Annotated in this window: 26 protein-coding genes; 5 read left to right on the top strand and 21 right to left on the bottom strand. The window is 63.6% G+C overall.

Annotated elements, in window-relative coordinates; genetic code table 11:
* Position 1 precedes the first annotated feature (1 nt).
* Both Q0139_RS12205 and Q0139_RS12200 read left to right on the top strand, forming a co-directional pair.
* A complete protein-coding gene (locus tag Q0139_RS12205) occupies positions 2-1,075 on the top strand; it encodes an SDR family oxidoreductase (RefSeq protein WP_298022265.1) in 1,074 nt (357 codons plus the stop codon).
* A 218-nt stretch (positions 1,076-1,293) separates the two neighbouring features.
* Entirely contained in the window at positions 1,294-2,091 is a 798-nt protein-coding gene (locus Q0139_RS12200) for an arginyltransferase (protein WP_298022262.1), read from the top strand.
* On the opposite strand, the gene Q0139_RS12195 is transcribed toward Q0139_RS12200, so the two are convergent.
* The 5 genes from Q0139_RS12195 to Q0139_RS12175 form a co-directional block, all read right to left on the bottom strand.
* The gene (locus Q0139_RS12195; RefSeq protein WP_298022259.1) at positions 2,088-2,861 is read right to left on the bottom strand and encodes a peptidase; all 774 of its coding nucleotides are present in this window, start codon (positions 2,859-2,861) and stop codon (positions 2,088-2,090) included. The two genes, Q0139_RS12200 and Q0139_RS12195, sit on opposite strands and share 4 nt — an antisense overlap.
* 114 nt (positions 2,862-2,975) lie before the next feature.
* On the bottom strand, positions 2,976-3,800 hold the full coding sequence (locus Q0139_RS12190; RefSeq protein ID WP_298022256.1) for a transglutaminase family protein: 825 nt from the start codon (positions 3,798-3,800) through the stop codon (positions 2,976-2,978).
* Positions 3,800-4,735, bottom strand: coding sequence for an alpha-E domain-containing protein (locus Q0139_RS12185; protein ID WP_298022305.1), 936 nt, complete (start codon positions 4,733-4,735; stop codon positions 3,800-3,802). The genes Q0139_RS12190 and Q0139_RS12185 overlap by 1 nt, the downstream gene beginning before the upstream one ends.
* Positions 4,735-6,234, bottom strand: a complete 1,500-nt coding sequence (locus Q0139_RS12180; RefSeq protein ID WP_298022253.1) for a circularly permuted type 2 ATP-grasp protein — start codon at positions 6,232-6,234, stop codon at positions 4,735-4,737. The genes Q0139_RS12185 and Q0139_RS12180 overlap by 1 nt, the downstream gene beginning before the upstream one ends.
* A 99-nt stretch (positions 6,235-6,333) precedes the next feature.
* Positions 6,334-6,543 (bottom strand): dodecin, encoded by a 210-nt coding sequence (locus tag Q0139_RS12175; protein ID WP_298022250.1) that lies wholly within the window; start codon positions 6,541-6,543, stop codon positions 6,334-6,336.
* A 116-nt stretch (positions 6,544-6,659) separates the two neighbouring features.
* Between Q0139_RS12175 and Q0139_RS12170 the strand changes: the two genes are divergently transcribed.
* Entirely contained in the window at positions 6,660-8,417 is a 1,758-nt protein-coding gene (locus Q0139_RS12170; protein WP_298022247.1) for a DUF885 family protein, read from the top strand.
* A gap of 3 nt (positions 8,418-8,420) precedes the next feature.
* On the opposite strand, the gene Q0139_RS12165 is transcribed toward Q0139_RS12170, so the two are convergent.
* The 8 genes from Q0139_RS12165 to Q0139_RS12130 all read right to left on the bottom strand — a co-directional run bounded on the left by Q0139_RS12165 (position 8,421) and on the right by Q0139_RS12130 (position 13,990).
* Positions 8,421-8,801: a hypothetical protein gene (locus Q0139_RS12165; protein ID WP_298022244.1), complete on the bottom strand. Its 381-nt coding sequence runs from the start codon at positions 8,799-8,801 to the stop codon at positions 8,421-8,423.
* Positions 8,802-8,896: 95 nt separating this feature from the next.
* Positions 8,897-9,388, bottom strand: a complete 492-nt coding sequence (locus tag Q0139_RS12160) for a demethoxyubiquinone hydroxylase family protein (RefSeq protein WP_298022302.1) — start codon at positions 9,386-9,388, stop codon at positions 8,897-8,899.
* A 38-nt stretch (positions 9,389-9,426) separates the two neighbouring features.
* A complete protein-coding gene (locus tag Q0139_RS12155) occupies positions 9,427-9,900 on the bottom strand; it encodes a disulfide bond formation protein B (RefSeq protein WP_298022242.1) in 474 nt (157 codons plus the stop codon).
* Positions 9,901-9,922: 22 nt separating this feature from the next.
* Positions 9,923-11,254: a S41 family peptidase gene (locus Q0139_RS12150; RefSeq protein ID WP_298022239.1), complete on the bottom strand. Its 1,332-nt coding sequence runs from the start codon at positions 11,252-11,254 to the stop codon at positions 9,923-9,925.
* 76 nt (positions 11,255-11,330) lie between these two features.
* The gene (locus Q0139_RS12145; RefSeq protein WP_298022236.1) at positions 11,331-12,527 is read right to left on the bottom strand and encodes a peptidoglycan DD-metalloendopeptidase family protein; all 1,197 of its coding nucleotides are present in this window, start codon (positions 12,525-12,527) and stop codon (positions 11,331-11,333) included.
* Positions 12,528-12,531: 4 nt separating this feature from the next.
* Positions 12,532-12,960, bottom strand: coding sequence for a 23S rRNA (pseudouridine(1915)-N(3))-methyltransferase RlmH (locus Q0139_RS12140; protein ID WP_298022299.1), 429 nt, complete (start codon positions 12,958-12,960; stop codon positions 12,532-12,534).
* A gap of 2 nt (positions 12,961-12,962) precedes the next feature.
* Complete coding sequence (gene rsfS, locus Q0139_RS12135) at positions 12,963-13,346, bottom strand: ribosome silencing factor (RefSeq protein WP_298022233.1); 384 nt, start codon at positions 13,344-13,346, stop codon at positions 12,963-12,965.
* Between the two features lie 8 nt (positions 13,347-13,354).
* A complete protein-coding gene (locus Q0139_RS12130) occupies positions 13,355-13,990 on the bottom strand; it encodes a nicotinate-nucleotide adenylyltransferase (protein ID WP_298022229.1) in 636 nt (211 codons plus the stop codon).
* A gap of 133 nt (positions 13,991-14,123) precedes the next feature.
* On the opposite strand from Q0139_RS12130, the gene Q0139_RS12125 reads away from it, so the two are divergent.
* Positions 14,124-14,957: a Stf0 family sulfotransferase gene (locus tag Q0139_RS12125; RefSeq protein ID WP_298022296.1), complete on the top strand. Its 834-nt coding sequence runs from the start codon at positions 14,124-14,126 to the stop codon at positions 14,955-14,957.
* On the opposite strand, the gene Q0139_RS12120 is transcribed toward Q0139_RS12125, so the two are convergent.
* Together Q0139_RS12120 and Q0139_RS12115 are read right to left on the bottom strand one after the other, a co-directional pair.
* Positions 14,954-15,991, bottom strand: a complete 1,038-nt coding sequence (locus Q0139_RS12120) for an aldo/keto reductase (RefSeq protein ID WP_298022227.1) — start codon at positions 15,989-15,991, stop codon at positions 14,954-14,956. The two genes, Q0139_RS12125 and Q0139_RS12120, sit on opposite strands and share 4 nt — an antisense overlap.
* 43 nt (positions 15,992-16,034) lie before the next feature.
* The gene (locus Q0139_RS12115) at positions 16,035-17,306 is read right to left on the bottom strand and encodes a glutamate-5-semialdehyde dehydrogenase (protein WP_298022224.1); all 1,272 of its coding nucleotides are present in this window, start codon (positions 17,304-17,306) and stop codon (positions 16,035-16,037) included.
* 58 nt (positions 17,307-17,364) lie between these two features.
* Between Q0139_RS12115 and Q0139_RS12110 the strand changes: the two genes are divergently transcribed.
* Positions 17,365-18,525: a DUF3667 domain-containing protein gene (locus Q0139_RS12110; RefSeq protein ID WP_298022221.1), complete on the top strand. Its 1,161-nt coding sequence runs from the start codon at positions 17,365-17,367 to the stop codon at positions 18,523-18,525.
* A 54-nt stretch (positions 18,526-18,579) separates the two neighbouring features.
* Here the strand turns inward: Q0139_RS12110 and ftsH are convergent, their stop codons facing one another.
* The 6 genes from ftsH to ptsP form a co-directional block, all read right to left on the bottom strand.
* Positions 18,580-20,535, bottom strand: coding sequence for an ATP-dependent zinc metalloprotease FtsH (gene ftsH / locus Q0139_RS12105; protein WP_298022218.1), 1,956 nt, complete (start codon positions 20,533-20,535; stop codon positions 18,580-18,582).
* 99 nt (positions 20,536-20,634) lie between these two features.
* On the bottom strand, positions 20,635-21,255 hold the full coding sequence (locus Q0139_RS12100) for an aspartyl/asparaginyl beta-hydroxylase domain-containing protein (RefSeq protein ID WP_298022215.1): 621 nt from the start codon (positions 21,253-21,255) through the stop codon (positions 20,635-20,637).
* Between the two features lie 37 nt (positions 21,256-21,292).
* A complete protein-coding gene (tilS, locus tag Q0139_RS12095) occupies positions 21,293-22,228 on the bottom strand; it encodes a tRNA lysidine(34) synthetase TilS (protein ID WP_298022212.1) in 936 nt (311 codons plus the stop codon).
* 32 nt (positions 22,229-22,260) lie between these two features.
* Positions 22,261-23,178 carry an outer membrane protein assembly factor BamD gene (gene bamD / locus Q0139_RS12090; protein WP_298022209.1) on the bottom strand — a complete coding sequence of 306 codons (918 nt, stop codon included), beginning with the start codon at positions 23,176-23,178 and terminating at the stop codon, positions 22,261-22,263.
* Positions 23,179-23,248: 70 nt separating this feature from the next.
* Positions 23,249-24,124, bottom strand: coding sequence for a helix-turn-helix domain-containing protein (locus tag Q0139_RS12085; protein ID WP_298022206.1), 876 nt, complete (start codon positions 24,122-24,124; stop codon positions 23,249-23,251).
* 109 nt (positions 24,125-24,233) lie between these two features.
* A partial coding sequence (gene ptsP, locus Q0139_RS12080) for a phosphoenolpyruvate--protein phosphotransferase (protein ID WP_298022203.1) occupies positions 24,234-25,834 on the bottom strand: 1,601 nt, incomplete at its 5' end.

Here is a 25,834-nt window from a genome sequence, read left to right as displayed (position 1 = left end):
TATGATCATTCTCGTTACCGGAGCCGCCGGATTGCTCGGCGGAGAAATCGCAGCGACATTGACCGCGCGCGGCCATGGCGTTCTCGGCCTGGTGCACAAGAGCCGGGACGTCCGTCATGGCGCCGGAGAACGTGCCGATACGATCGTATGGAAGAGCGCCGCGCCTGATGGCGGCGAAATCGCCCTTGTTGCGGGCGATGTCGCGCACCCGAAGCTTGGGCTCGATCCGGATCGTTATGAAGCACTTGCCGGCGAGGTCGACATGATCGTCCATTGCGCCGCGATCACGACGTTCGACGACAGCCCCGAGAACTACGAGGCGATCAATCTGGGTGGAACGCAGGAGATGCTCGATCTGGCCAAACGGGCCGGAGCAGGCTTCCTCCAGGTCAGCACGGCCTATGTCTGCGGCGAACGCGACGGACCGATCGCCGAGGACGAAAGCAGCCCGCCGACAAGCTTTGCTAACCCCTATGAACAGAGCAAGTTCGAGGCCGAACTGCTCGTCCGTATGGCCATGAGCAAGGGCCTGCCCGCGGCGATCGCCCGGCCGAGCGTGATCGTCGGCCGCGAAGCGGATGGAGCGATTGCCGCGTTCGACGCCATCTACGCTGCGTTCAGATTGCTGGCGGAAGGCCGGCTCGCGACCATTCCCGCCAAGGCCGAAGCAAGCATCGATTTCGTGCCGATCGACCATGTCGTCAACGGAATCGTTACGATTGCGGAACGCATGGAAGAGGCGGTGGGCCATAGCTTCCACCTGACCTCGTCGGCCCCCATGCCGGTGCCCGACTTCTTCGATCTGATCGGCAGTTACGACCGGTTTTCGCAGCCCGAATTGATCGCCCCGGAAGACTTCGATCCTTCCAGCTTGTCGCCGTTCGAAGCGCGGCTGCACCAGCGTATTGCCGTGCTCTACCAAAGCTATTTCTGTCGTAACCCGTTGTTTCAAAACCATAATGTTAGGAATCTCATCGGTAGCGGGGGGCCTGCTGCCGATCGCGATATGATGAAGCGGCAGATCGATTTTGCGATTCGGGCAGGTTATCTTCGGCGCGATTCGAAAGCGGCGTGAGCGTTCGCCGGTCGCGCAATTCGCCTTCTGGCCCGATCCGGGACAGCTTTCGGTCCCGTCTTCCGGTCGCCCTCAACCGGGATGGTTAATCTTCACAGGCAATTACCCGATTGGCCACGATTTAACCCTTTTTTTAGGGTAAACGCCCTTTCCATGAATTCGGGCCTCGGTCATAAAACCGTCAACTCAGTGATGCAGCAGCAAGGGCGGGCCGGACGGTGAGCGCACCATTTCGTTTTCCACGATTCTTCGTAACCGCGCCGAGTCCGTGTCCCTATCTGCCCGGAAAAACCGAACGAAAGGTCTTCACCGAACTTCGCGGGCCGCATGCGGGCGAGCTGGCCGAAGCGCTCGGCCGGATCGGATTTCGGCGGAGCCAGTCGGTCGCCTATCGGCCGAGCTGCGTCGATTGCCAGGCGTGCATTTCGGTCCGCGTCGTCGCCGACCAGTTCAGGCCGAACGCAACGCAACGCAAGGTGCTGCGGAAGAATGACGACCTGATCGTCAACGCGTGCGAGCCCTGGACGACCGAGGAGCAATTCTCCCTGCTGCGCAAATATCTTGCCTCGCGCCATCCGGGCGGCGGGATGAACGACATGGACGAGCTCGATTTCTCCGACATGGTCGAACAGACCCCGGTCGAAAGCTATATCGTCGAATATCGCGAGCCGAACGAGGATGGCAGCGCGGGACGCCTGATCGGCGCCTGCCTGACCGATCGCCAGTCGGACGGCCTTTCGATGATCTACAGCTTTTTCGATGCCAACCATGCGGAGCGCAAGGGTCTCGGCAACTATATCATCCTCGATCACATTGTCCGCGCGGCCAAGGCCGGGCTGCCCTATGTCTATCTCGGCTATTGGGTGAAGGGCGCGGCGCGGATGCAGTACAAGGTCCGGTACAAGCCGCTCGAAAAGCTCACGCCCAAGGGCTGGGTCGAATTCGATCTGGCAGACGCCGATGTCGCCCGCGTCGCCGAATCGGGCAACCGGCTCGCCTCGCTCTCCAAGATTTAGCTTTCCGCTTCGACCGTTTCGCGCTCGCTCATAAAGGGCGGCATCGGAATCGCGGCGCGTGCCTCCGCCAGCGCGGTCGCCCATTTCGACGACAGCATGTTGAAATATTCGTCGGTCTCGTCGATCCGGCGGGTGATGACCGGCGCATCGGGATCGGTCGGCATGACCATCACGTCGAGCGGCCGGCCGACGCTGAGGTTCGAACGCATCGTTGAATCGAACGACACCAGCCCCGTCTTCACCGCATCGTCGAGCGGCGTGTCATATTGCAGCGCGCGATCAAGGATCGGCTTGCCGTACTTGGTCTCGCCGATCTGCATGAAGGGCCGGTCGGGCTGGCAGGAAATGAAATTGCCTTCCTTGTAGATATGGAAGAGCCGGAGCGGCCGGTCGGCGATGCGGCCGCCGAGCAGCATCGACGCGGTGAAGCTGTATTGCGTGTCTTCGCCGGCACCCTCGACGATCTCCTCCCGGGCCAGCTGCAGCGCTTCGCCGACGAGCCCGGCGACGCGGTGCATGTTCGGCATGTCGGAAACGAAGCGCGGGCCGTCGCTGTCCTCATCCTCTTCCAGCCCTTCGCGCAGCATGGCGAAGGCGGCCTGGGTGACGGACAGGTTTCCGGCGGTGCAGGCGACGATTGTACGTTCGCTGCTCTGCTCCAGGATGTGGAGCTTGCGGTAAGAGGAGATATTGTCGACGCCCGCATTGGTGCGGGTATCGGCGATCATCACCAGTCCGTCCTTGAGCAGCATTCCGAGGCAATAGGTCATTCAGCGTCACGCGTTCGTTGCAATCGGGTTCGGGATTAATCGCGTTCCGCCCCGGCAGGAAGTGGATTCTTGTGGCGCATGTGAGTCATGTTGCTCTGCGGCAAATTTTTGCGGTCATTGCTGGTGCTGCATATGTGCTTCGGTCACGCGCACATCGACCCGCATCCTTTCATCGCCTCCACCCAGTCGCCGCCCCGCAACCGGAGCGGCCTCACGATAGTCGAGCCCGCAGGCAATCCGCACATAGGCGTCATCGGGCGAAATACCGTTGGCCGGATCGAAACCGACCCATCCCAGGTCTTCGAGCCAGGCTTCGGCCCAGGCATGACTGGCTTCCTGTTCGGTGGCACCGTCGCGGCGGAACAGATGGCCGGAGATGTAGCGCGCAGGCGTTCCGATCGCGCGTGCCGCCGCGCAGAAAATATGTGCGTGATCCTGGCAGACCCCTCGATTTGCCGCAAAAGCGGTCGCCGCGTCGCGCTCGACCGCGTCGAGCGTGGGTTCGAACCGGATTTCGTTGAGCAGCCGTTCCATCAACAGGTGCATACGCTTCAGCGGATCGCTCTCGGCGTTCTCGACATCCCGGGCAAAGGAGCGGATCGCATCATCGGCTTGCGAAAGGCCAGTCGAGCGCAGGAAAACGGGCGGCGGCAACGGTTCGTTGGCGTCCTCGATCATGCCGTGGCGATTGTCGGTCAGAACTTCGCCCGAAACCGTCAGTTCGATCGCCTCCACGGGCCCGTCGACGTAAAGCATCGTATAATGGTTGCCATAGCCGTCGCGGCCCGGGCGGATGCGCGCGTCGCAATCGACATCAATATGCCAGTCGACGACGTGCTGTGCGGCGAAGGAACTGGGCGTGGCGCGGAGCAGCTGGACCAACCGGCGCTGCGGCTCAGTAAACGCATAATGCGTTACATGTTCGATATCGAGGCGCATCAGTCGAACCGGAATTGACGGGAAATAGCCTGACTGAGCAGCCTGTTTTCGGTAATGAACGCCTGCAGGAATTCATGCAGGCCACCGCGAATGATATCGCCGACTTTCGTTCCGGTCAGCCGCTTGTGCCGCAGGCGCGCCATCCGGTCGGCCTCGCCCTGGAAGCCGGTTTCCTGTCCGATCTCGTCGAGAATTTCGGTCACCTCTTCGACGCAACAGGCGAGCGAGCGCGGAAGTTCCCGCCGCAATGTCAGCATTTCGACGACGCGGCCCGGCGACAGCCCATCGCGATAGAGCCAACGAAAGGCCGTGTTGGCCGAAACGGTCTGCAATATCGTTCCCCATTGGTCGCGGTCGATCACGCCGCCGATTTCTTCGCCTTCGGGCAGGATCAGGTGATATTTGACGTCGATCAGCCGCGCCGTGTTGTCGGCCCGTTCGATTGCGGCGCCGAGGCGGAGCATCCAGTGTTTGTCCTGTCGCAGCATCCGGTGCATGGCGCCTTCGAATCCGCGGATTTCCGCCTTCAGTTCGTCGACGAGGTTGATCGTCGACTGTGCGCCGCCTGTGGCCGAACGGTCGCGAAGAGCAAGCCAGGCACGGTTGATCGATTCCCAGCCCTCACGGGTCAGCGCCGTTCTCACCGCGCGCGCATTCATGCGGGCATTGTAGAGGCAATTACGGATCGAATTGGAATTGCTTTCGGACAGGGTCAGATAATTGGCGACATTGCTCGGCGTGATCGACTCCCCGGTGGCCTCATAATCTTCCTTGGCCGAGGCGACGGAGAGCGCGCTCGCCCATGCGCCTTCGCCGGCCGGACGGGCCGATAGCGCATCGAGCCGAACGGTCGCCTCGACAAGCCGCGCGGTGAATTCGGCGCGCTCCATATAGCGGCCGATCCAGTAGAGATAGGAGGCGGTGCGGGCGAGCATCATGAGCCGCCCTTCGCTTGCGACTGCGATTGAGACCGGCCGTCCTGGCTCTGCGATTGTTTCTGGTCGCGGGGTGGGCGGAGGACCAGGCTGTCCTTCGTGCCGCCGCCCTGGCTCGAATTGACGACGAGTGAGCCTTCGCGCAGCGCGACCCGCGTGAGGCCGCCCTTGACCGTCTCCACGCCGTTCGCACCGCTCAGCACGAAGGGACGGAAATCGACATGACGGCCTTTGACGCCCTTTTCGCCGAGCGTGGGCACGGTCGACAGGGCCAGCGTCGGCTGGGCGATATAGCCGTTGGGATTCGCCTTTACCGCTTTCTTGAACTCATCGACCTCTTCGCTGGTCGCCGACGGCCCGACGAGCATGCCGTATCCGCCCGACCCGTCGACCTTCTTGACGACGAGATCGGCCATGTTTTCGAGCACATATTTCAAAGCATCGGGTTCGCGGCAGCGCCAGGTCTCGACATTGGGCAACTTCGCCTCTTCGCCGGTATAATATTTCACGATTTCCGGCATGTAGCTGTAGATCGCCTTGTCGTCGGCGATGCCGCCGCCCGGGGCGTTGATGATCGTGACATTGCCGGCGAAATAGGCCGCCATCAGCCCCGGCACACCGAGCATCGAATCGGGACGGAAAACGAGGGGGTCGAGAAAATCGTCATCGATGCGGCGATAGATGACATCGACCCGCTTGCGGCCCCCGATCGTGCGCATCCAGACGATGTCGTCGTCGACGATGAGGTCCGCCGCCTCGACCAGTTCGATGCCGAGATTGTCGGCGAGAAAGCTGTGTTCGTAAAAGGCGCTGTTGAAATGGCCCGGTGTCAGGATGACGCAGACCGGGTCCTTGGGCGCGCTTTCGGGGGCCACCGACTGCATCATTTCGCGTAGCGCGTCGGTATAGCGGTCGACCGGTTCGACTTCGAACATTTCGAACAGTTCGGGGCAAAGCCGCAGCATCGCCTCGCGATTCTCGAGCATATAGGACACGCCCGACGGGGTCCGGGCATTGTCCTCGAGCACATAGAATTCGTCGGGCCCCGTCCGCACCATGTCGATCCCCGCAATATGCGCGAACACGCCATGCGGCGGCCGGATGCCGTTGACGGCCGGCGTGAAGCCGGGATTGCCGAGCACGAGATCGCTCGGCACGACGCCATCGGCCAGGATCTTGCGGTCATTATAGACGTCGACGAGAAACGCGTTCAGCGCGTTGACCCGCTGCTCCAGCCCTTCGCTGAGCCTGGCCCATTCGTCCGCTGCGAACACGCGCGGGACGATATCGAACGGGATGATCCGTTCGGCCTCTTCGTCCTCGCCATAGACGTTGAAGGTGATGCCGAGTTGCCGGAACGCGGCTTCCGCCGAATCCTGCCGCCGCCGCATCTCTTTCTTTGGCGTGCTCCGGATCCAGTGCGCGATTTCTTCGAAGCCGGGTCGCGGCTTGCGCCCCCGGCTATATCCCCAGATCTCGTCGAAAAATTTTGCCGCCATTGACTGATGAATGCATCAAGCCGGTGCTTTGTTCAATCCGCTCGTGCCGCGACGCGCCGCGCTTGCGCTTATTGCAACGGCGTTGTGCCGGTTCGCCGTTCAGTCGTGAACGTGAAAGCCGATGCGCAGCGTGACCTGAAAATGCGCGATCTTGCCGTCGACGACATGGCCGCGCGTGTCGGTGACTTCGAACCAGCCGATATCGTTGACCGTGCGTGCGGTGCGCTCGATCGCGCCGCGGATCGCGTCCTCGATACCGGTTTCGGACGTGCCGACTACCTCGGTGATTTTGTAGATGTTGTCGCTCATGCTGGGCTCCTTTTCGGTGATGCATGACCAAAGCGCGAGCGCCGTTTTCGTTGCATACTGGCCTTACGGCTGCGCCGGGTTTAGGCCTTGGCACAGCTTTTTGGGAGGAACAGACAATGCGCACTTCGATTCTCGCCATCGCCGCCGCTGCCCTGATCGTGACTCCGGCCGTCGCGACGCCGGATGAAGATCTCGACACGCTGATGGACGAGATCTGGTCTTCCACGCTGCGCGAAAGCCCGATCCTGGCGACCAGCGTCGGCGTGCGCGACTATGACGACCAGGTCGGCGACGTCAGCCTGGCCGCCGAAGATCGCCGCGCCGCCGAGGCGCAGGTCTTTCTCGACCGGCTCGAAGCCATTCCGCGGGATCAGCTCTCCGCCGGCAGCCAGACCGATTACGGCATCGTCCGGCGCATACTGTCCGAATCGATCGAGGCGAACGCGCTGCCCCAGCGCACGATGCTCTTCACCACCTATAGCGGCTGGCATCAGAGTTTTGCGGGGCTCGCTTCCGGCCTGCCGTTCCAGACGCTGCACGATTATGAGAGCTATCTCGCGCGGCTGCGCCAATATCCGTCGATCAACGACGAATCGATCGCGATCAGCAACCGGGCGATCGAGCAGGGCTATACGCTGCCCTGCGTCGTGCTCGATGGCTATGAACGCTCGATCACGGGCGTGATCGGCGACGATCCCACGCAATCGCGCTTCTACGAGCCGTTCACCCGGCCGCGCCCCTCGGGGATCAGCGAAGCCGATTTCGAACGGCTGGCGGGCGAGGCGCGCGAGATCATCACGAATGTGCTCGCGCCGGAATATGCCCAGCATCTCGAATGGTACCGCACAGCCTACCAGCCCGCCTGCCGTCAGGAAGCGGGCATTTCGAGCGTCGAGGGCGGGGCTGAATATTATGCCTTCCAGGTGCGCCGGATGACGACGACGGACCTGACGCCGGAACAGATCCACCAGATCGGCCTCGACGAAGTCGCCCGGATTCGCGCCGAAATGGTAGAAGTAGCGAGCGAGGCCGGCTTCGACACCCGCGAGGCCTATATCGAGCATCTCAGGACCGACCCGCAATATTATGCCGAGACTCCCGAAGCGCTGATGCAGGCCAATGCGTTGCAGGCAAAGGAGATCGACGGGCTGATGCCGACGATGTTCGCGACGCTGCCGCGGCTTCCCTATGGCTTACGCGAGATTCCGGCGGAGATCGCCGAAGGCACGACCACCGCCTATTACGGACCGGGATCGCCCGAGGCGGGGCTGTCGGGCACCTACTACGTCAATACATCGCTGCTCGACCAGCGGCCGTTATGGGAAGTTCCCGCGCTTACCGCGCATGAAAGCGTCCCCGGCCATCACAACCAGATCGCGTTGCAGCAGGAACTCGACATGCACCCGGTCCGCCGCAACCTCGCCTTCTTCACCGCCTTCGTCGAAGGATGGGGTCTCTATTCGGAGCGGCTCGGAATCGAGATGGGCATTTACGACACGCCAGCCGAGAATATGGGGCGGCTGTCCTATGAGATGTGGCGCGCCTGCCGGCTCGTCGTCGATACCGGCATCCACGCCTTCGGTTGGACGAAGGAGCGCGCCATCGCGTTCATGCAGGACAATACGGCGCTGACCGACGCCAATATCGAGGCCGAGGTCAATCGCTACATCTCATGGCCGGGACAGGCGCTTGCCTACAAGCTGGGCGAACTCAAGATCCGCGAATTGCGGACGCGCGCCGAAACGGCGCTCGGCGAGAATTTCGACGTCCGGCTGTTCCACGATGCCGTGCTGGGGCAGGGTGCGGTCCCGCTCGATGTGCTCGAGGCGCAGATCGACCGCTGGATTGCCGAGCAGCAGGCGTCGGCGGACTAGTGTCTAGAAACGGAGCAGCGGATCGCTCTCGGCCCGTGCGGCGCGCAAGATTTCCTGCGTGCAGCCGGTAAAGCCGCCGGCGCCGACCGGCGAACAGCTCATCGTGCCGCTGGCACCGACATATTGGATGCGCTCGGACTGGGCGAGCCAGCTTTCATTGGCGGCAAGATCGCGGGAGTCGCGCAATTCGGGGGGGATGCGATACCGTTCGCTTTCGTCGCGCCAGACGCAGACCACGATCTGTTCGCCATTGCTGGTCGGGCAGCGGTCCTCGCCATAGAGAATCAGCACGCGGTCGCTCATCTGCGCTTCGGCCGGGGCGGCTGGGATCGCAGCGAGGGCACCCGCTCCGATCAGGGTCGCGACGGTCAATCGACGAAACATCTGTCTTCTCCCATTCCGACCCGTCAACGCATTACGCGCCGGTTATTTCCGCGCAGACAATGGACTTTTGCAGCTGTCGTCAAGCTTAACCCGACTCAAAATCGTTTCGAGGCGGCAATCGCGGCCTTGCAGGCGAGCCGGATGGCACCGGAGAGCAGCGGATAGGCGGGGGCCGATTCGGCGCCTTCGGCAATAGCCGTATCGTGATGCTCGCGCTCTTCCTCGCGAAATTGCGCGATCGTTTCGGACAGTTCGGGATCGTCGGCGCCGAGCGCATCGAGCTGATCGGAATAATGTTTATCGATCTCGGTTTCGACGGCCGCCGTGCAGGCCATCGCCGCTTCGGGCCCGATAAGCGCCGTGACCGCACCGAGCGCGAATCCCGCCTTGTCCCAGAACGGCTGGAGGAGCGTCGGACGCACGCCGCGTTCGGAGATAATCTGGTCGAAACGCTCGCGATGACGTTCTTCCTGAACCGCCATTCGCGCGATCGATCGGGCGGCAGGGCTGCGATCGCCCAGTATCGCCAACTGCCCGGCATAGATGCGGGTAGCGCCATATTCCCCGGCCTGATCGACCCGGATCATCGAATCGATATCGGGATGCGAATCGCCGGGTTTGCGGATCACTTCGTCTTGCGTGTCGCCAGCCATGTGATCGCTATAGCAGTTCCGATCGAGATAATCGCGTTAAACCCCGCGAGCGAAATGCCGAACAGCGTCCATTGCGGCTCGTCGCACGAGACAAGCGGTGCGGCCATGATGTCCGCCAGCGAATTGCCGCTGCCGCTGCCCGACATGGTGCAAGCGGTCAGCCCCTGCCACCAGCCATATTCGACGCCGGCATGGAACACGCCGATCACGCCGCTCGTGAAGATCGCCATCATCGCGAGCGAAAGGAACAGCGTGGAGACGACCATCTGGCGCGCGAACAGGATCGAGAGTGCGGCCAGCGGGACGGCCGCGTAATGCGGCCAGCGCTGCCAGTGACACATTTCGCACGGATAGAGCCCGCCCAGATATTGCGAGCCGAGCGCGCCGGCGAGCAGTGCCAGGGGCACGGCGAACGCGATCAGCCGCGCCTTGCCGTAATTGGTCATCGCTCAGCCCCCGCCTGCTTTGTTAGCGCCGGCCGCCGGCCGCCGAACCTCCCGTGCGCGTGCGCGCGAGACGGGAAATCGTCTCGACGGCATAGTGCATCTGGAAATCGTCGATGCCCTGTTCGGCGAGCTCTTCCGACGTCGCCTGGAAGCGCGGATCCTCGCGAACGTCATCCTCGATCACGTCATCGGCGACAGCCGCTTCGTTGATCAGGTGACGGCGAAGGTCGGCCTCGCGGAAACGCGGCGCGTCGCGCCAGTCCGGGTTCGAAAGCTGCGGCACGTCGATATCGGGTTCGATACCGCCTTCCTGCACGGAATTGCCGGCCGGTGTGTAGTAGCGTGCTGTGGTCAGCCGGAGCGCGGTGTCGGACGAAAGCGGCAGCAGCGTCTGCACCGATCCCTTGCCGAAGCTGCGCTCGCCCATGATGACCGCGCGGCGGTGATCCTGCAGCGCACCCGCGACGATCTCCGCAGCCGAGGCGGTACCCGCATCGACGAGAACGACGAGCGGCAGGCCGTGGCTGTCGTCGCCCGGCCGCGCATAATAGCGCTCGATATCGCCATCGCGGCGTCCGCGCTGCGAAACGACTTCGCCGCGTTCGAGGAACACGTCGGAGACCGAAATCGCCTGATCGAGAAGACCGCCCGGATTGGAACGAAGGTCGATCACATAGCCCAGCGGCTGGCGCCCCAGCGAGCGGTCGATCGACGCGATCGCCGAACGCACCTCGTCGCCGGTGTTCCGGTTAAACGTGTTGATGTTGATGATGCCGACATTACCCTGCACCTCCCATTCGACAGCGTGCAGCTCGATGATCTCGCGCACGAGGGTGATGTTCATCGGCTCATCGCGTCCCGGGCGCACGACCCGGACCTCGATCGACGAGCCGGGCTCGCCGCGCATCTGGTCGACCGCCTCGTCGAGCGTGCCGCCGAAGATCAGTTCGCCGTCGAGATGGGTGATATAGTCGCCCGCCATGATGCCCGCGCGATCGGCCGGCGTATCTTCGAACGGGGCGATGACCTTCACCGCGCCGTCTTCCATGGTGACCGTGAGGCCAAGACCGCCATATTCGCCCTCGGTCTGCGTCCGCAGCCGGTCGAAATCGCGCACGTCGAGATAGGAGCTGTGCGGATCGAGGCTCGAAAGCATCCCGTCGATCGCCCCCCGCATCAGGTCTTCGTCCGAAATCTCGTCGACATATTCGGAGCGAACCCGTTCGAACACGTCCATGAATTGGTCGAGTTCGCGATAGGTATCGACGTCGACCGCCGCCATCGATCCCGAAAAGGCCGGGACGAGGGCCAGCGCGCTGACGACGCCAAGTGCGGAAATAAGCGGTTTTGCCATGGCTGATGCTCTCAAAACAATGTGGTGCGCGGCATAGCGCATCTGGATTCTGCGGGGAAGTGTTACCGAATTCGGCTTAACCCCGGCTTACAAGCGCCGAGATATCCACCGGTTCGCCGCCGCGGCGCAGCTCGATCGTGATCTCCGGCCGGTCCGTCCCGGCACGGCCGATCGACTCGCCCTGCCGCACGACATCGCCGACACCGACATCGATTGTGGCCAGCCCTGTGATCAGCGTCGTCCAGCCGCCTGAATGGTCGATGATGACGATCCGGCCATAATCGCGAAATTCGCCGGCATAGCTGATCCGGCCGGTGGTCGGCGCGATCACCTGCGCGCGGGGTTGCGTGGCCAGCGTGATGCCGCGCGCGCGCACGCCTGCGTCCGAGACTTCGCCCATGCCCTCGACGATCTCGCCCATGACGGGAAGCCGATAGGGTGGGCGTTCGCGCGTCCGGCGGGCCGTGTCCTGGCGCGGGGCGCTGGCCTCGCCCGGCCGGGCGGGGCGGAGACGTGGGCCGGGCAGGTCGATCAGGTCGTCGCGGACCTCGGCCTGCCGATCGAGCTCGGCCATCAAATCGCGAATGTCGCGCGCATCCTCGCCGAGTGCGATCACGCGGTCACTTTCGTAGAGCGCGCTGCTGACGAGCCGATCCGCCTCGCTCCGGGTAGTCGAAGCAAGCGCGGCCAGTTCCTCGCGGCGGTTTTCGAGATTGGCCTGCCGGTTTTCGAGCACAGCGAGCGCGCGATCGGCATCGAGGCGCAGATTGGCGCCGCGTGTCACTTCCGCGCGGAGATCGGCCGTGCGTTCGCGCACGATCGGCAGCGTCGTCGAGAAGAGCGAACGCAGATGGACGATGTCCGAAACGCTGCCTGGTTGTACGAGCGCCAGCGCGGGCGGACGGCGCGCCATCGTCTGCAGCGCGGCGGTCAGCCGGATGATAGAACCCTGCCGGCTGGCGAGGCGCGCGCGTTGTTCGCGGCGCAGTTCCTCGATCAGCCGGATGCGCGTTTCCGCGGCAGTGAGATCGGCTTCGGCGGCCTGGACCTGCGCCGCAACTGCCGCTTCGTTGGCCGCCGCCCGCTCGGCGCGGGACTGGGCGGTTTGCGCCTCGCGCTCGAACTGCGCCGCGCGTTGCTGCGCGATCGTGCGCTGGCGCAGTGCCTGTTGAAGCGCCTCGGCCTCTTCGGCCTTGGTGCGCGACTGGGCGAGCGCCAGGGGGGCGAGGACGGCCGCGAACAGGGCGATCATGGCGGCAAGGCGCGCAATCATGCAGCTATCCTTCGCGATGATAGGGGTGGTTGGCAAGTATCGCGCTGGCCCGCCAGAGCTGCTCTGCCAGCATCGCCCGCGCCAGCATATGCGGCCAGGTCAGCGCGCCGAAGGACAGGAACAGATCGGCCTCCGCACGTTCCTCCCCGGACAGTCCATCCGCCGCGCCGATCAGGAAGCGAATCTCGCGAATGCCCTCATCGCGCCAGTCGCCGATCCTGTTCGCGAGTTCGACCGATGTCAGCGTCTTGCCGCGTTCGTCGAGAGCGATCGTCTTGCCGTCGCGCGGCGTAGGGGGCAGCTTGCCGCCCGTATCGGGCATCTCGCTAATGCGGACATCCCAGTCGATCCGCTTCAGATAGCGGTCGATAATGTCGGCTTCTGCGCTGCGCCCGATCTTGCCGCGCGCGACGATGTGGATCGAAAGACTCAGCTTCAGCTCGCCTCGGCAGCGTCGCCGAATCCCCACATCCGCTCCAGATTGTAGAAGCTGCGCACTTCGGGCCGGAAAAGATGGACGACGACGTCATTGGCATCGATCAACACCCAGTCAGCCGTCGGCAGTCCTTCGATCCGCACCGGGCGCCCCGTTTCCGCCTTGATCCGTTCCGCCAGCTTTTCGGCGACGGCGGCGACATGGCGCGTCGATCGGCCGCTGGCGACGACCATGTAATCGGCGATGGAGGATTTTCCGGCGAGCGGGATCGAGGTCACTTCCTGCGCCTGATCGTCATCGAGAGACTGCAAAATGAGCTTGTGGAGATCTTCGGCCTCTTGGGCGTCGGAGTTCGGGAGCGTCGCAGCAGATGAAGCGGGCAAGATGTCTCCTATGGGATGCGCCGTCGCGTGACCGGGTCGCGCGCGGCTGTTGAGCGAAATGCAAGATGCCATTGCGGGTTTTGCTGCCGCAGGCGGGTGGCGGAACGGGGATCGGGTCGAAAGCGCAAAAACACGAGCGCCGGCGGTCTCCAATCGGTCCAGTTTCGCGACTGGCTTGCGGGCCGGACGAAGCGCCGCAGCCAAGCCATGGCCGGTGCGGCCCTGGCATCATCATCATAGCCGGGGCGCGCGATCACAGCAATGACGTTTTCTCGCGCGATTCTCCGCCAGTCGCGCCAGCGGTGGAACTGGGCGAGATTGTCCGACCCCATCAGCCAGATGAAACGGCGTTTCGGATAGCGGCGGCGCAGCCTGGCGAGTGTATCGACGGTAAATCGCGTGCCGAATTCGCCTTCGATTGCGGTCGGGCGGATCGGTGCCCGTCGTGCCATCGCCCGCGCCGATGCGAGCCGCGCGGCAAGCGGCGCCATGCCCTTTTTGGCTTTAAGCGGATTGCCGGGCGAGACGAGCCACCAGATTTCATCCAGCGCCAGCGCGTCGATCGCGAACAGGCTGATCGAGCGATGTCCGCCATGCGCCGGATTGAACGATCCGCCAAGCAGCCCGGTTGCGCCCTTTGTCATGAGGGCCGCATAGCCTTCCCGTGACGGCAAGGGAAACGGCTTGCAGTGAGAATCCCCTGGGTTGCTGATTGCTTATGGTCCGTCGGGTCGGCAGTAGGGTGTCCGCCACTACATGGAGTATCAAGTGGACAACATGGATCGCGACGACCAAATTTCACTGGCAGCCTTCGATCCGCTGGCCCAGCCAGCAGTGCGGTTGCTCGTGGAGACTATCGATACCGCCTTTGTCGAAAAGGTGCGCGAAAAGATGGTTATGGCGGACCGGCCGACCACCTATCGGCGGAACGGCAAGCGCACGCTTGTCCTTCTCTATGCCGGTCGTTCGGGCAGCACCTATGCGGCCGAGCTGCTTTCGAACCATCCATCGCTGGGCCGGATGCACGAATGGTTTTCGTACCGGGCGATCGAAAAATACCGGAAACGTCATGGCCTCGCCGACCATAATGCGTGCCTGCAGCATATCCTCGACAACCAGGCCGGCGACATTTTCGCCTGCAAATCGATCCCGATGAGCATCGCGGGGGCTGCGCTGCTCGGTTATCTGGACCAATTTCGCGAGGGGCTGCATTTCGTCCATCTGCGCCGCCGCGACACGACGGCGCAGGCGGTGTCGATCTTCAAGGGGAGGTTGACTGGTCATTACCACAGCACCGACGGCGGGCAGGGCGGCGTCGATCGCGATGCTTTCGATTATGACCGGATCGTGCAGCATCGCCAGGTTGTTCAGAACGTCCATGACCGTCACGAGCGTATCCTCGCGGCACTTGGGAATGCCGCGACGACCTATTATTACGAGGACATGGTCGCCGACCCGATGGCGTTCTTTGCCGCAGTGACGAGCGAGCTGGGACTGACGGTGCCGGAAGGCCTGACGCTGGAGACGCGGCTCAGGAAAGTCGGCGATTCGATCAACAAGGAATGGATTGCGCGGGTCCGCGAAATCGACGCGGCCCGCGCATCCGCCTAGCTTTCGGCGAATTGCTGCCGGGCTTCGCCCTGCCGCTCGAACATCCAGCCCGGATATTCGCTCGGCAGCTTTGTAATTTCGTCGAGGCGTGACAGTTCGTCTTCGGTCAGTTCGATATCGACCGATTTCAGATTGTCTTCGAGTTGATCGATCCGCTTGGCGCCGATGATGACGCTCGTGACCGCTTTCTGGTGGAGCAGCCAAGCCAATGCGATCTGGGCGACGCTGGCGCCGTCGCGGCCATCGGCCATTTCGCGCATGGCATCGACGGCATCGAAGGCGCGCGGGCGGTTGACGGGCGGGAAATCGAAGCCGGAACGGCGGGAGTTCTCGTTGTCATTCTCGCCGTCGCGATCGAACTTGCCCGACAGAAGGCCACCCGCAAGTGGGCTCCAGACCATGAGCCCGAGGCACTCCGATTGCAGCATCGGGATCAACTCGCGTTCGAGATCGCGTCCCGCGACCGTGTAATAGGCCTGCAGCGTTTCGAAGCGGGCGAGGCCAAGCCGTTCGGAAATGCCGAGCGCCTTGGCGATCTGCCACGCCGCCCAGTTGGATACGCCGACATAGCGGACGCGTCCCGTTCGCACGCAATCTTCGAGCGCGCGCAACGTCTCCTCGATCGGCGTGACCGGATCCCAGCCATGGATCTGGTAGAGATCGATATGGTCGGTCTGGAGCCGCTTCAGGCTGGCATCGACCTGGTCCATGATGTGATGGCGTGATGCGCCGCAATCGTTCGGTCCCTCGCCCATCTGACCCATGACCTTGGTCGCGAGCACGACGTCGCTACGCGCGATCCCGGCATTCCGGATCGCCTGCCCGGTAATTTCTTCCGACTCACCGGTCGAATAGATGTTGGCGGTGTCAATAAAGTTGATGCCGCCATCGAGTGCGGCCTTGAAGATCGTATCGGCTTCGTCCTGCTGCGTCTGGCCGACGGCCTTCCACATGCCGGTGCCGCCGAATGTCATCGTCCCGAGGCACAGTTCGGAGACGATCAGGCCGGTCCGGCCGAGGCGTTTCATTTTCATGGCTAGTTTCGCTCCCGCGATTTGGGATGGAGCCCGTGCACGGTCAGGGGCGAACCTGTCCGCTTCCCCGCACAATCCATTTATAGGTCGTCAGTCCTTCGAGCGCCACCGGACCGCGCGCATGAAGCCGCCCGGTGGCGATGCCGATTTCAGCACCAAGGCCGAATTCGCCGCCGTCCGCGAATTGCGAGGAGGCGTTGTGCATGACGATGGCGCTGTCGACGCCGGCAAGGAATTGCGCGGTCGCAACCTTGTCCTCGGCGATAATCGCATCGGTGTGTCCCGATCCGTGTTCGGCAATATGATTCATCGCCGCATCGGTGCCCTCGACCATGGCAACCGAGGCGATGGGTTCGAGATATTCGGTGTTCCAGTCGGCGGCATCGACGGCGAGCACGCGGCTATCGAGCGCGGCGATGGCAGGATCGCCCCGCACCTCGCAACCGGCCTCAATGAGGGCTGAAACGAGCATCCCCGGTTCGGGAAAGCCGCGGTCGATCAGCAATGTTTCCATCGCCCCGCAAATGCCTGTTCGCCGCATCTTGGCGTTGACGGCGATATCGCGCGCCATGGCCGGATCGGCCGAAGAATGAACGAAGGTGTGGCAAATGCCGTCGAGATGCGCGAGCACCGGCACCCGCGCCTCGTTCTGCACGCGGGCGACGAGGCTTTTGCCGCCGCGCGGGACGATGATGTCGATCAAGCCGCTCGCTTTCAGCATCGCGCCGACCGCCGCGCGATCGGTGGTGGGCACAAGCTGGATGGCATCTTCGGGCAAGCCCGCTTCCGCAAGACCGGCAATGAGGCAGGCATGAATTTCCCGGTTCGAACCGGTCGCTTCCGATCCGCCGCGCAGGATCGCTGCGTTGCCCGCCATCAGGCAGAGCGCGCCGGCATCGGCGGTTACGTTGGGCCGACTCTCGTAGATGATGCCCACAACGCCCAGCGGAACGCGGACGCGCGACAGCCGCAACCCATTTGGCCGCTCGCGTTCGTCGATGACCTGACCGACCGGATCTTCGAGTTTTGCGACCGATTCCAGCGCGTCGGCGATTCCGTCGATCCGCTGGTCGTTGAGCCGAAGCCGGTCGAGCATCGCCGCGCTCAGCCCTTTTCTCTCGCTGCGGGCAAGGTCTTCGGCATTGGCGGCGAGGATGTCCGCTTTCGACGAACGCAGCGCCCGCGCGGCGGCTATGAGAGCCTTGGCCTTGGTCTCGGTTGCAACGCCTGCGAGTGCGCGGGCGGCATGGCGTGCACGCGTTCCCATGTCGGCGATCAGCGTTTCGGCTTCGGCAAAGGGGCGTTGCTCGTTCATGGCGCTTGCCATATCACGCTGGCTTCCGCGCGGAAACGGCGGAACGTTCGGGGGAACAATGGACGACGGGTTGGACAATATCGGCGCGGCGATCACGGGCGGCCTTGCCGCGCGCGCTGTCGAACCCGAAGCGGGAGAGGGCAGGGCCGGTGGTCATGAGACCGAATGCGCCAATTGTTCTGTCCCACTGGTGGGGCCGCATTGCCATTTTTGCGGCCAGAAAGCGCATGTCCATCGGACGCTGACGGCGATCCTGCACGATCTCGTCCATGGCGTGCTCCATCTCGACGGCAAGTTCTGGCGCACGTTGCCGCTGCTCATCTGGCGGCCCGGCGAACTGACGCGGCGCTATGCCCATGGCGAGCGCGCCAAATTCGTCTCGCCGCTCGGCATGTTCCTGTTCTCGGTCTTCCTGATGTTCGCGATATTCTCGGCGGCCGGACTGTCGCTCTCGAATATCGATGTCGAGAATGCCGCGCCGCTCCTGAATCCCGAGGCTGCTCTCGAAGGTCTCGACAACAGCCTCGCTGAAGCGCGCGAGAACCGGGCGGATCTTGAAGAGCGAATTGCCGAAGCCGGTTCGGGTGCGGAGCGCGAAGCCCTCGAGCAGCAAGCGGCGGCGCTCGATGCCCGGATCGCCCATTTCGAAGAGGGACGCGTTACACTGGAGCGGCTGGCCGGGGGAGACGAAGCGGCAGCTGTCGAGGTCGAACGCACGCTCGCCGAACTCCAAGGCGAGAGAGGTAACGGCGGTTTCCAGCTTGTCGGCGCCGATATCAGAACCGGCTGGGACCGGCTCGACAAGGGCATCGAGAAGCTCAGGGAAAACCCCAGCCTCGCGCTCTACAAGCTGCAGTCGAACTTCTACAAATTCTCCTGGCTGCTGATTCCGATCTCGGTGCCGTTCGTGTGGCTGCTGTTCTTCTGGACGCGCCGGTTCCGGATGTACGACCACACCGTATTCGTTACCTACTCGTTATCGTTCATGTCGTTGCTGGCGATCGCACTCACGCTTCTCGGCCTGATGCGGGTGCACGAGGCGGTGATTGTCCTATCGGCGCTCCTGATTCCGCCGATCCACATCTTTCGGCAGCTGAAGGGCGCCTATCGCCTGCACTGGGTCAGCGCCCTGATACGCACGATCCTCCTCACCAATTTCTGCTTCATCACGGCGACGCTGTTCTTCACGCTGTTGTTGGGAATAGGCGCACTCGGCTAACACAAAAAGGCCCGCCGGTGGGGCGGGCCCTTTCGCGATCCAGTGATGGAGCCGTCAGGCGCCTTCGGGCGCCGCGCCGCCGAACGGACGGTTCTTCGGCTTGGTCTTTGGAATGTTCGATCCACCGGTGGTCTGCGACACAGGGCGTTGGTCGCGATGGTCGTCGCGGCCGATATCCTCACCCGCAATCGCCTTTTTCGCTTCTTCGCCCGTTAGCGTCTCATATTCGAGCAGCGCCTGGGCAAGCTTGTGCAACTCGTCGAGATTGTCGGTCAGCGTCTTGCGCGCCGTCGCTTCGGCTTCCTCGATCAGACGGCGAACCTCGGCGTCGATCTGCTTGAACGTCTCCTCGGAGACTTGCTGGTTGCGCGCGACGCTGTGGCCGAGGAACACCTCGTCCTGATTGTCGCGGTAGCGCAGCCAGCCCAGCTTTTCGCTCATCCCATATTCCATGACCATCGAACGGGCGAGGTCGGTCGCCTGCTGAATGTCGTTTGAAGCGCCGGTGTTGAGGCTGTCCTCGCCATAGATGAGCTGTTCGGCAATACGACCGCCGAAGCACAGCGCCAGCCGGCCCTTCATCTGCTCCATCGACATCGAATAGCGGTCGCGATCGGGGAGGTTCCAGGTCACGCCGAGCGCGCGGCCGCGCGGGATGATCGTCACCTTGTGCAACGGATCGCAGCCCGGGACATGGAGCGAGACGAGCGCATGGCCGCTTTCGTGATAGGCGGTCGCCTTCTTCTCTTCCTCGGTCATGACCATGGACTTGCGTTCCGAGCCCATCATGACCTTATCCTTGGCCTCTTCGAACTCGTTCATGGCAACGAGACGCTTGCCCTTGCGCGCGGCAAGCAGCGCAGCCTCGTTGACCAAGTTTGCGAGATCGGCGCCGGAGAAGCCGGGCGTGCCGCGGGCGATCGTGCGCGGATCGACGTCGGGCGCCAGCGGTACCTTCTTCATGTGCACGGCGAGGATTTTCTCGCGGCCTTCGATATCGGGGCGCGGCACGACGACCTGGCGATCGAAGCGGCCCGGGCGCAGCAACGCCGGATCGAGCACGTCGGGCCGGTTGGTTGCGGCAATGATGATGATGCCTTCATTGGCCTCGAAGCCGTCCATCTCGACGAGCAGCTGGTTGAGCGTCTGTTCGCGCTCGTCGTTTCCGTTGCCGAGGCCGGCGCCGCGATGGCGGCCGACGGCGTCGATCTCGTCGATGAAGAGGATGCAGGGCGCGTTCTTCTTCGCCTGTTCGAACATGTCGCGGACGCGGCTCGCGCCGACGCCGACGAACATTTCGACGAAGTCCGAGCCCGAAATGGTAAAGAAGGGGACGCCCGCCTCACCCGCAATGGCGCGGGCGAGCAGCGTCTTGCCGGTACCGGGCGAGCCGACGAGCAGCGCGCCCTTGGGAATCTGGCCGCCGAGGCGGCTGAACTTGCCCGGGTCCTTCAGAAACTCGACGATTTCCTGCAATTCCTCGCGCGCCTCGTCGATGCCGGCGACGTCCTCGAAGGTCACCTTGCCCTGCTTCTCGGTCAGCAGCTTGGCCTTCGACTTGCCGAAGCCCATGGCGCCCGAACCGGCATTCTTCTGCATTTGCCGGATCACGAAGAAGGCGATGCCGAAGATCAGGATGAAGGGCAGCAGGTTGACGAGAATATAGGTCCATATGCCCGCGCGTTCCTCGGGCCGGCCCTGGATCGCGACATTGTTCTCGCGCATCGATTCGACGGGGATCGCGACGCCGGGCGGCAGGTCGGTGCGGAAGGTTTCCTGACTGGTCAGCGTGCCGTTCACGAAGCCCTGGTTGATCTCGACCTGCGCGACCTGGCCTTCCTCGACCCGGTCGAGGAATTCGGAATAGCTGAGCGTTTCATCGGCGCTCGACTGCGAACCGCCAAACATCGTCACGAAAATGACGAGGGCGAACAGGATGCCGGCCCAGATGAACAGGCTTTTCACCCACGGGCTGGGGCCGCCTTGCTGCGGATCGCGATCGTCGTTCATATGCTTTTGCCTTTACGCTTTGCCCCAAAATAGGATTTCACGCCGGAAACACAATTACCGCGCGCAAATGAACATTGCGTGAGCGCCGGAATGGCGGGTTCAGGCGGCTTCGCGCGGCCAGATCCGCTCGACCGTCGCCCGGTCGCCGACGCCGAGATCGGGGTCTGCCGCCTCGATCAGCGCCATCGTATCCTCGTTCGGCCGGACATCGAAGATTAGGTGATAGCGCTGAATCTCCGGATCGTCATTGACCACCGAATGCGTCTTCATATTGTTGAGCATCCACAACTCGCCCTCGGCCATATGGTAGAGCTGGCCGTCGGAATAGATATGGACGTTCGCGCTGGTGCGGAGCGGGATGTGGAAGCGCAGCGTGCTGTTGAACAGCTTGAAATTCTTCATCAATTCGCCGTTCGGCGCATAGCCGTCGCGATGGATGCCCAGCCGCGCGCCCGGCTCCATCATGCTGACCTGCGCGAACAGGCACTTGCCTGGAAAATCGTCGATGAAGCGCTGCAACTCCGGCCAGCGCTTGTAAACGGGCGAAACTTCGTGCTTCGGCGAGAACAAGATCCATTTGTGCCGCCGCGGATTGGCGAGATCGGCATTGTCGGTCTGGTTCGGCAGCTGCGCGATATGGGCTTCGGCGTCGAGATCCGGCGGAACGAGGGCGAGCCGGCAGCAGGACGGGATATCCGATTCGAGTTTGACGAATTCCATGCCGGGCCGCTCCTTCGCTGAAGCCTCTTCGCCAAGTCTAACCATGCTGACGCTTGGGCGCGAGGGCAAATTGCCAGATGGCGCCGCCCCGGCACAACACCGCCCCCATCGTCCGGGTCTTTCCTTCGGTCAGCGTCTTGAGCAATTCGTCGAGCGCCGGGCCGCGCGGGGGCCGGCCGGGCTCGATCCGGTCGAGGCAGGAGATGACAACGCGGCGAACGATCTCGCGCGGCAGACCTTCCGGATCGAAGGCCAGGCCGTCTGCGGTCTCGCGAACGCGTTGTTCCGCCTGATCCGCTGCAGCCCAGGCCAGCGCCTCGCTTGCCTCGCGAAAGGCGGAAGTGCTCTGGGCGATCCGGTCGGGCGCGACGTCGGGCAGGGCGCCGAGCGCCTGGCGGATGGTGGTCCGGTCGAACCGATCGTCCTCATTGCTCGGATCGCGAATGGCGGTGAGGCCTTCGGCTGCAACGATGGCTTCCAGCTCGGCTTTCCGGCATCCGAGCAACGGGCGGATGACATGGCCGTTGACGGGCCGGATCGCGGCGAGACCGTCGACGCCGCTGCCGCGCAGCAGGCGCATGAGCATCGTTTCGAGCTGATCGTCGGCATGGTGCGCGGTGGCGACCCAGGCGAGGCGGCTTTCCGCGCGCCACTCCTCCAGCAGTGCGTATCGCTCTCGCCGGGCAGCGGACTGAAGGTTGCCGGTGATCGGCGCGGACGGTGTCAGGATGGTGTGCGGCACATCGAGACCGGAGCAGATGGCGGCCGCATGGGCCGCTTCGTCAGCGGCTTCGGCGCGCAATTGATGGTCGACCGTCGCAGCGGCGATCGCGCCGGGAAATGCCTTTGCGGCAAGGATTAGCAGGGCGAGGCTGTCAGGACCGCCCGAAACGGCGAGGCCGAGCCTGCGGCCCGCGGCAAAGGTATCGCCTGTCAGCCGCTCGCATTCGTGGCGGAACTTGTCGCTATCCATTGACGAGGCCAAAGGTGCGCCCGCCAGGCGCGCTACCGGCAGCCGGCGGCCTGGCGCGCGGACGGCACCTGTTCGGCGATCGTGCTCCGGAGCTCGTCGCCATAGACGTCGCGCAATTCGTCAAAGGCGAGGCAGGCGCGTTCGTTGTATTCGAGCTGGGTCAGCGCCACGCCAAGGAAGAACAGGCTGTCCGCGGCGCGGTCGCCATTGGGCAGTTCCTGATAGTTACGCACGAAGATCTCGGTCGCGTTGGCAGGCTTGTTGTCGTCGAGATAGGCGCGGCCCAGCAGATTGCGCGCATAGCTTTCGAAACGATGGCCCGGATATTGTTCGACCGTCTGTTGCAACTGGGTGCGCGCCGCGGCGTATTCGCCGTCGCGCCACAACCGGTAGCCGCGGACATAGCTCGCTTCGCCCGGATCGTCGGGAAGCGGCGGTTCGTCGCTCTGGGTGAAGGGCATGTCCGGTGGCGTGTCCGCATCGGCAGCTGTCTCGTCGGACGCTGGCGTTTCGATCGGGCGAACGCCGGTCGGTGCGCCGGTGTCGGGATCCTCGGTCGGTCCGACATCGAACCCGCCATCGTTCGTTTCGCCGTCGAATGCCGGCCGGGACTGCGCCTGCATTCCCTCGATCATGCTTTCCAGCTGCCGCAGCCGATAGCTGTTCTCTTCGATCTGGCCCGTCAGCGTCTGCAGCTGGCGTTCGAGCGAATTGACGCGGTCGGTCAGGTCGGTGAGCGGCGCGGAAGCCGGGTTTCCGGGGAGGCTGCCGGGCTGGCCCGGCTGAATGTCTGGCTGGAAGAAGTCGGGATTGCCGCCGGGGAAGACCTGACGCTGCAGGGCGCGGACCTCGCTTTCGAGCCGTTCGACCCGCCGGTCGACATTATTCTGCGCCAATGCCGGCGGCGCGGCAATACTCGCGACCAGGGCCAGGATCATCAGTCTGCGCATGTCATTCTCCCCCGAAGGCCGAATATAGCGCATCGTTCATGCCCGGCCCATCCTGTCGCCAACATGAAGGCTATTCACCACTGAATCCGGGCCGGGCGCCACCGCCGCCGCTATCCGCCGCGCTTCGCTCATCGCCATCGTTGGCGGAAGCGGCGCGGCGACCGACCAGGTCGCGAGGCAGCAGGCTGACATCGCTGATGATCGTCTGCGGCGGCCCGATCGGCGCGACACGCCGGCCACCGACCGTCACGCGCAGCGCATCGGCACGGCCCGTGCGGATCGCCGGCGCTGCGGCATCGGCAGGCACGGTATAGGTGTCGCCCGGTGCCAGTTCCGATTCAAAAATGCGGTCGCCCGATTCCATGTCGTAGACCCGCAGCCAGACGGTATCCTCGGCTTCCAGCACCACCGGCCCGGTAGCGGAGGCCGGATCGGGCGCGGCTTCGGTCGTTCCACCAACCGACCCGGCGGCTTCGGCAGATTCCGCATTGCCGCCTTCGGCCGCCAGCCGGGCGCGATCGGACATCGAACCGTCGAAGACACCGCTACGCCAGATCAGATAGCCGACGACAAGGACGATCGCGATCGCTGCGGCGATCCATGCCAGGCCGCGCGGCGGCACCCGCGCTGGATCGGTCGGCTCGAAATATTCGGTATGGGCCTCGGACCGCGGCCGATAGCTGATCTCTTCGCGAAACTGCCGGGCCAGGGCATTCTGATCGAGGCCGACTTCCCGGGCATAGGCCTTGACGAAGCCGACCGCATAGGTCGGTGCGGGAAGCGCGTCGTAATCGGCATTTTCGATATTCTGAAGCTGGCGCAGGGGGATGCGTGTCGACTTGGCGATCTCGTCAAGTTCCATGCCCTTCGCTTCGCGGGCTTCGGATAATTTGGTTCCCACCAAGGTCTCGAAGAGTTGTTCGTCTTCGACGTCCTCGTCCGGCATGTGCGTCCCCGATTTTTTTATACGATCTCGTGGTCTCGACCCGCGTTCGGCTGTCGCAAGCCGATCATAGTGATGTCAAGGATTTCGGGGGCTTTTCGGTGTGTCCTTGTCAGTTGATTGCGACGCCCCGTTGCTCCGCATAGTCGAGTAGAGCGGTGCGCATGTCGTGCGGCGGGTAGGCCAGCCATTCTTTCATCTGCTCGCGCAGCAGCGAAAGGTCGACCGAGCGGATCATCGCCTTGATCGCGCCGACTGCGGCGGGGGTGATCGACAGGCGCTCGATGCCGATCCCCATGAGCGCCATCGCCTCGATCGTGCGTCCACCCATTTCGCCGCAGACCGTGACCGGGACCTCGGCTTCGGCGCATTGGATGGCGATCCGGCGCAGGAAGCGCAGGATGGCCGGGCTCAGCCAGTCGTAGCGATCGGCGATCCGCGGGTCGGCCCGGTCCGCCGCGAACAGGAACTGGGTAAGATCGTTGGTCCCGATCGACAGGAAATCGAGATGCGGCAGGAGAATGTCGAGCGCCTCCGCCAGGGCGGGCACTTCGAGCATGCAGCCATAATAGATTTCGCTGGGCAGGCGATGGTGATGGTCTTCGAGCCAGACGCGCTGCGCCTCGAACAGCGCGCGCGCCTCGTCGAACTCCCAGGGTTCGGACACCATCGGAAACATGACGCGTAATTCCCTGCCCGCCGCCGCTTCGATCAACGCCCGCGCCTGCACCTTCATCAGCCCTTCGCGATCGAGCGAAAGCCGGAGCGCGCGCCAGCCCATGGCGGGATTTTCCTCCTCGCCGATATCGTTGCGAAGATAGGCGACGGTCTTGTCGCCGCCGATGTCGAGCGTGCGGAAGGTGACGGGCTTGTCGCCCGCGGCCTCGATCACGTCCTTGTAGAGTTTCTGCTGCGCTTCCCGGCGCGGCAAGGTTGCGGAAACGAGAAACTGGAATTCCGTCCGGAACAAGCCGATGCCGTCCGCGCCGGCGACGTTGACGGTCTCGATATCCTCGCGCAGCCCGGCATTGCACATCAACGTCATCCTGTGCCCGTCGAGCGTGACCGGCTCGGCGTCGCGCAGCTTGGCGAACTCGGCACGTTTCTTCTGCGACGATGCCAGCTTGCCCTCGAAGGCTTGCTCCATCGTCGTGGACGGCCGGACATAGAGCGTGCCTTCGCCGACATCGAGGAGCAGCTCGTCGCCCTCGCTGACCTGCCGCCTGATGTCCTTGACCCGGCCTAATACCGGTACGCCCATCGCGCGAGCGACGATGATGACGTGCGCGGTCAGCGAGCCTTCCTCGAGCACCACGCCCTTCAACCGGCGCCGGTCATATTCCAGCAGCTCGGCCGGGCCGAGATTGCGCGCGATCAGGATCGAATCCTTGCGGAGCCCGATTTGCGCCGCTGTGCCCAACTGGCCGGACACGATACGGATCAGCCGGTTCGCCAGATCCTCCAGATCGTGCATCCGTTCGGCGAGCAACGGATCGTCGATCTCGCGCATGCGCGAACGGGTCCGCTGCTGGACGCGTTCGATCGCGGCTTCCGCCGTCAGGCCGGAATCGATCGCCGCGTTGATCCGGCGGCTCCAGCCTTCGTCATAGGCGAACATCTTGTACGTCTCGAGGACGTCCTGATGCTCGCCGGCGCCGAATTCGGCCTGCTTCGTCATGTCGTCTATCTGCTCGCGCATCTTGCGGAAGGCGG

This window comes from uncultured Parasphingopyxis sp., assembly GCF_937129435.1.
GTDB lineage: Bacteria > Pseudomonadota > Alphaproteobacteria > Sphingomonadales > Sphingomonadaceae > Parasphingopyxis.
Note: the sequence above shows the minus strand (reverse complement) of the source record. Positions and strands in the feature narration are given on the sequence as shown.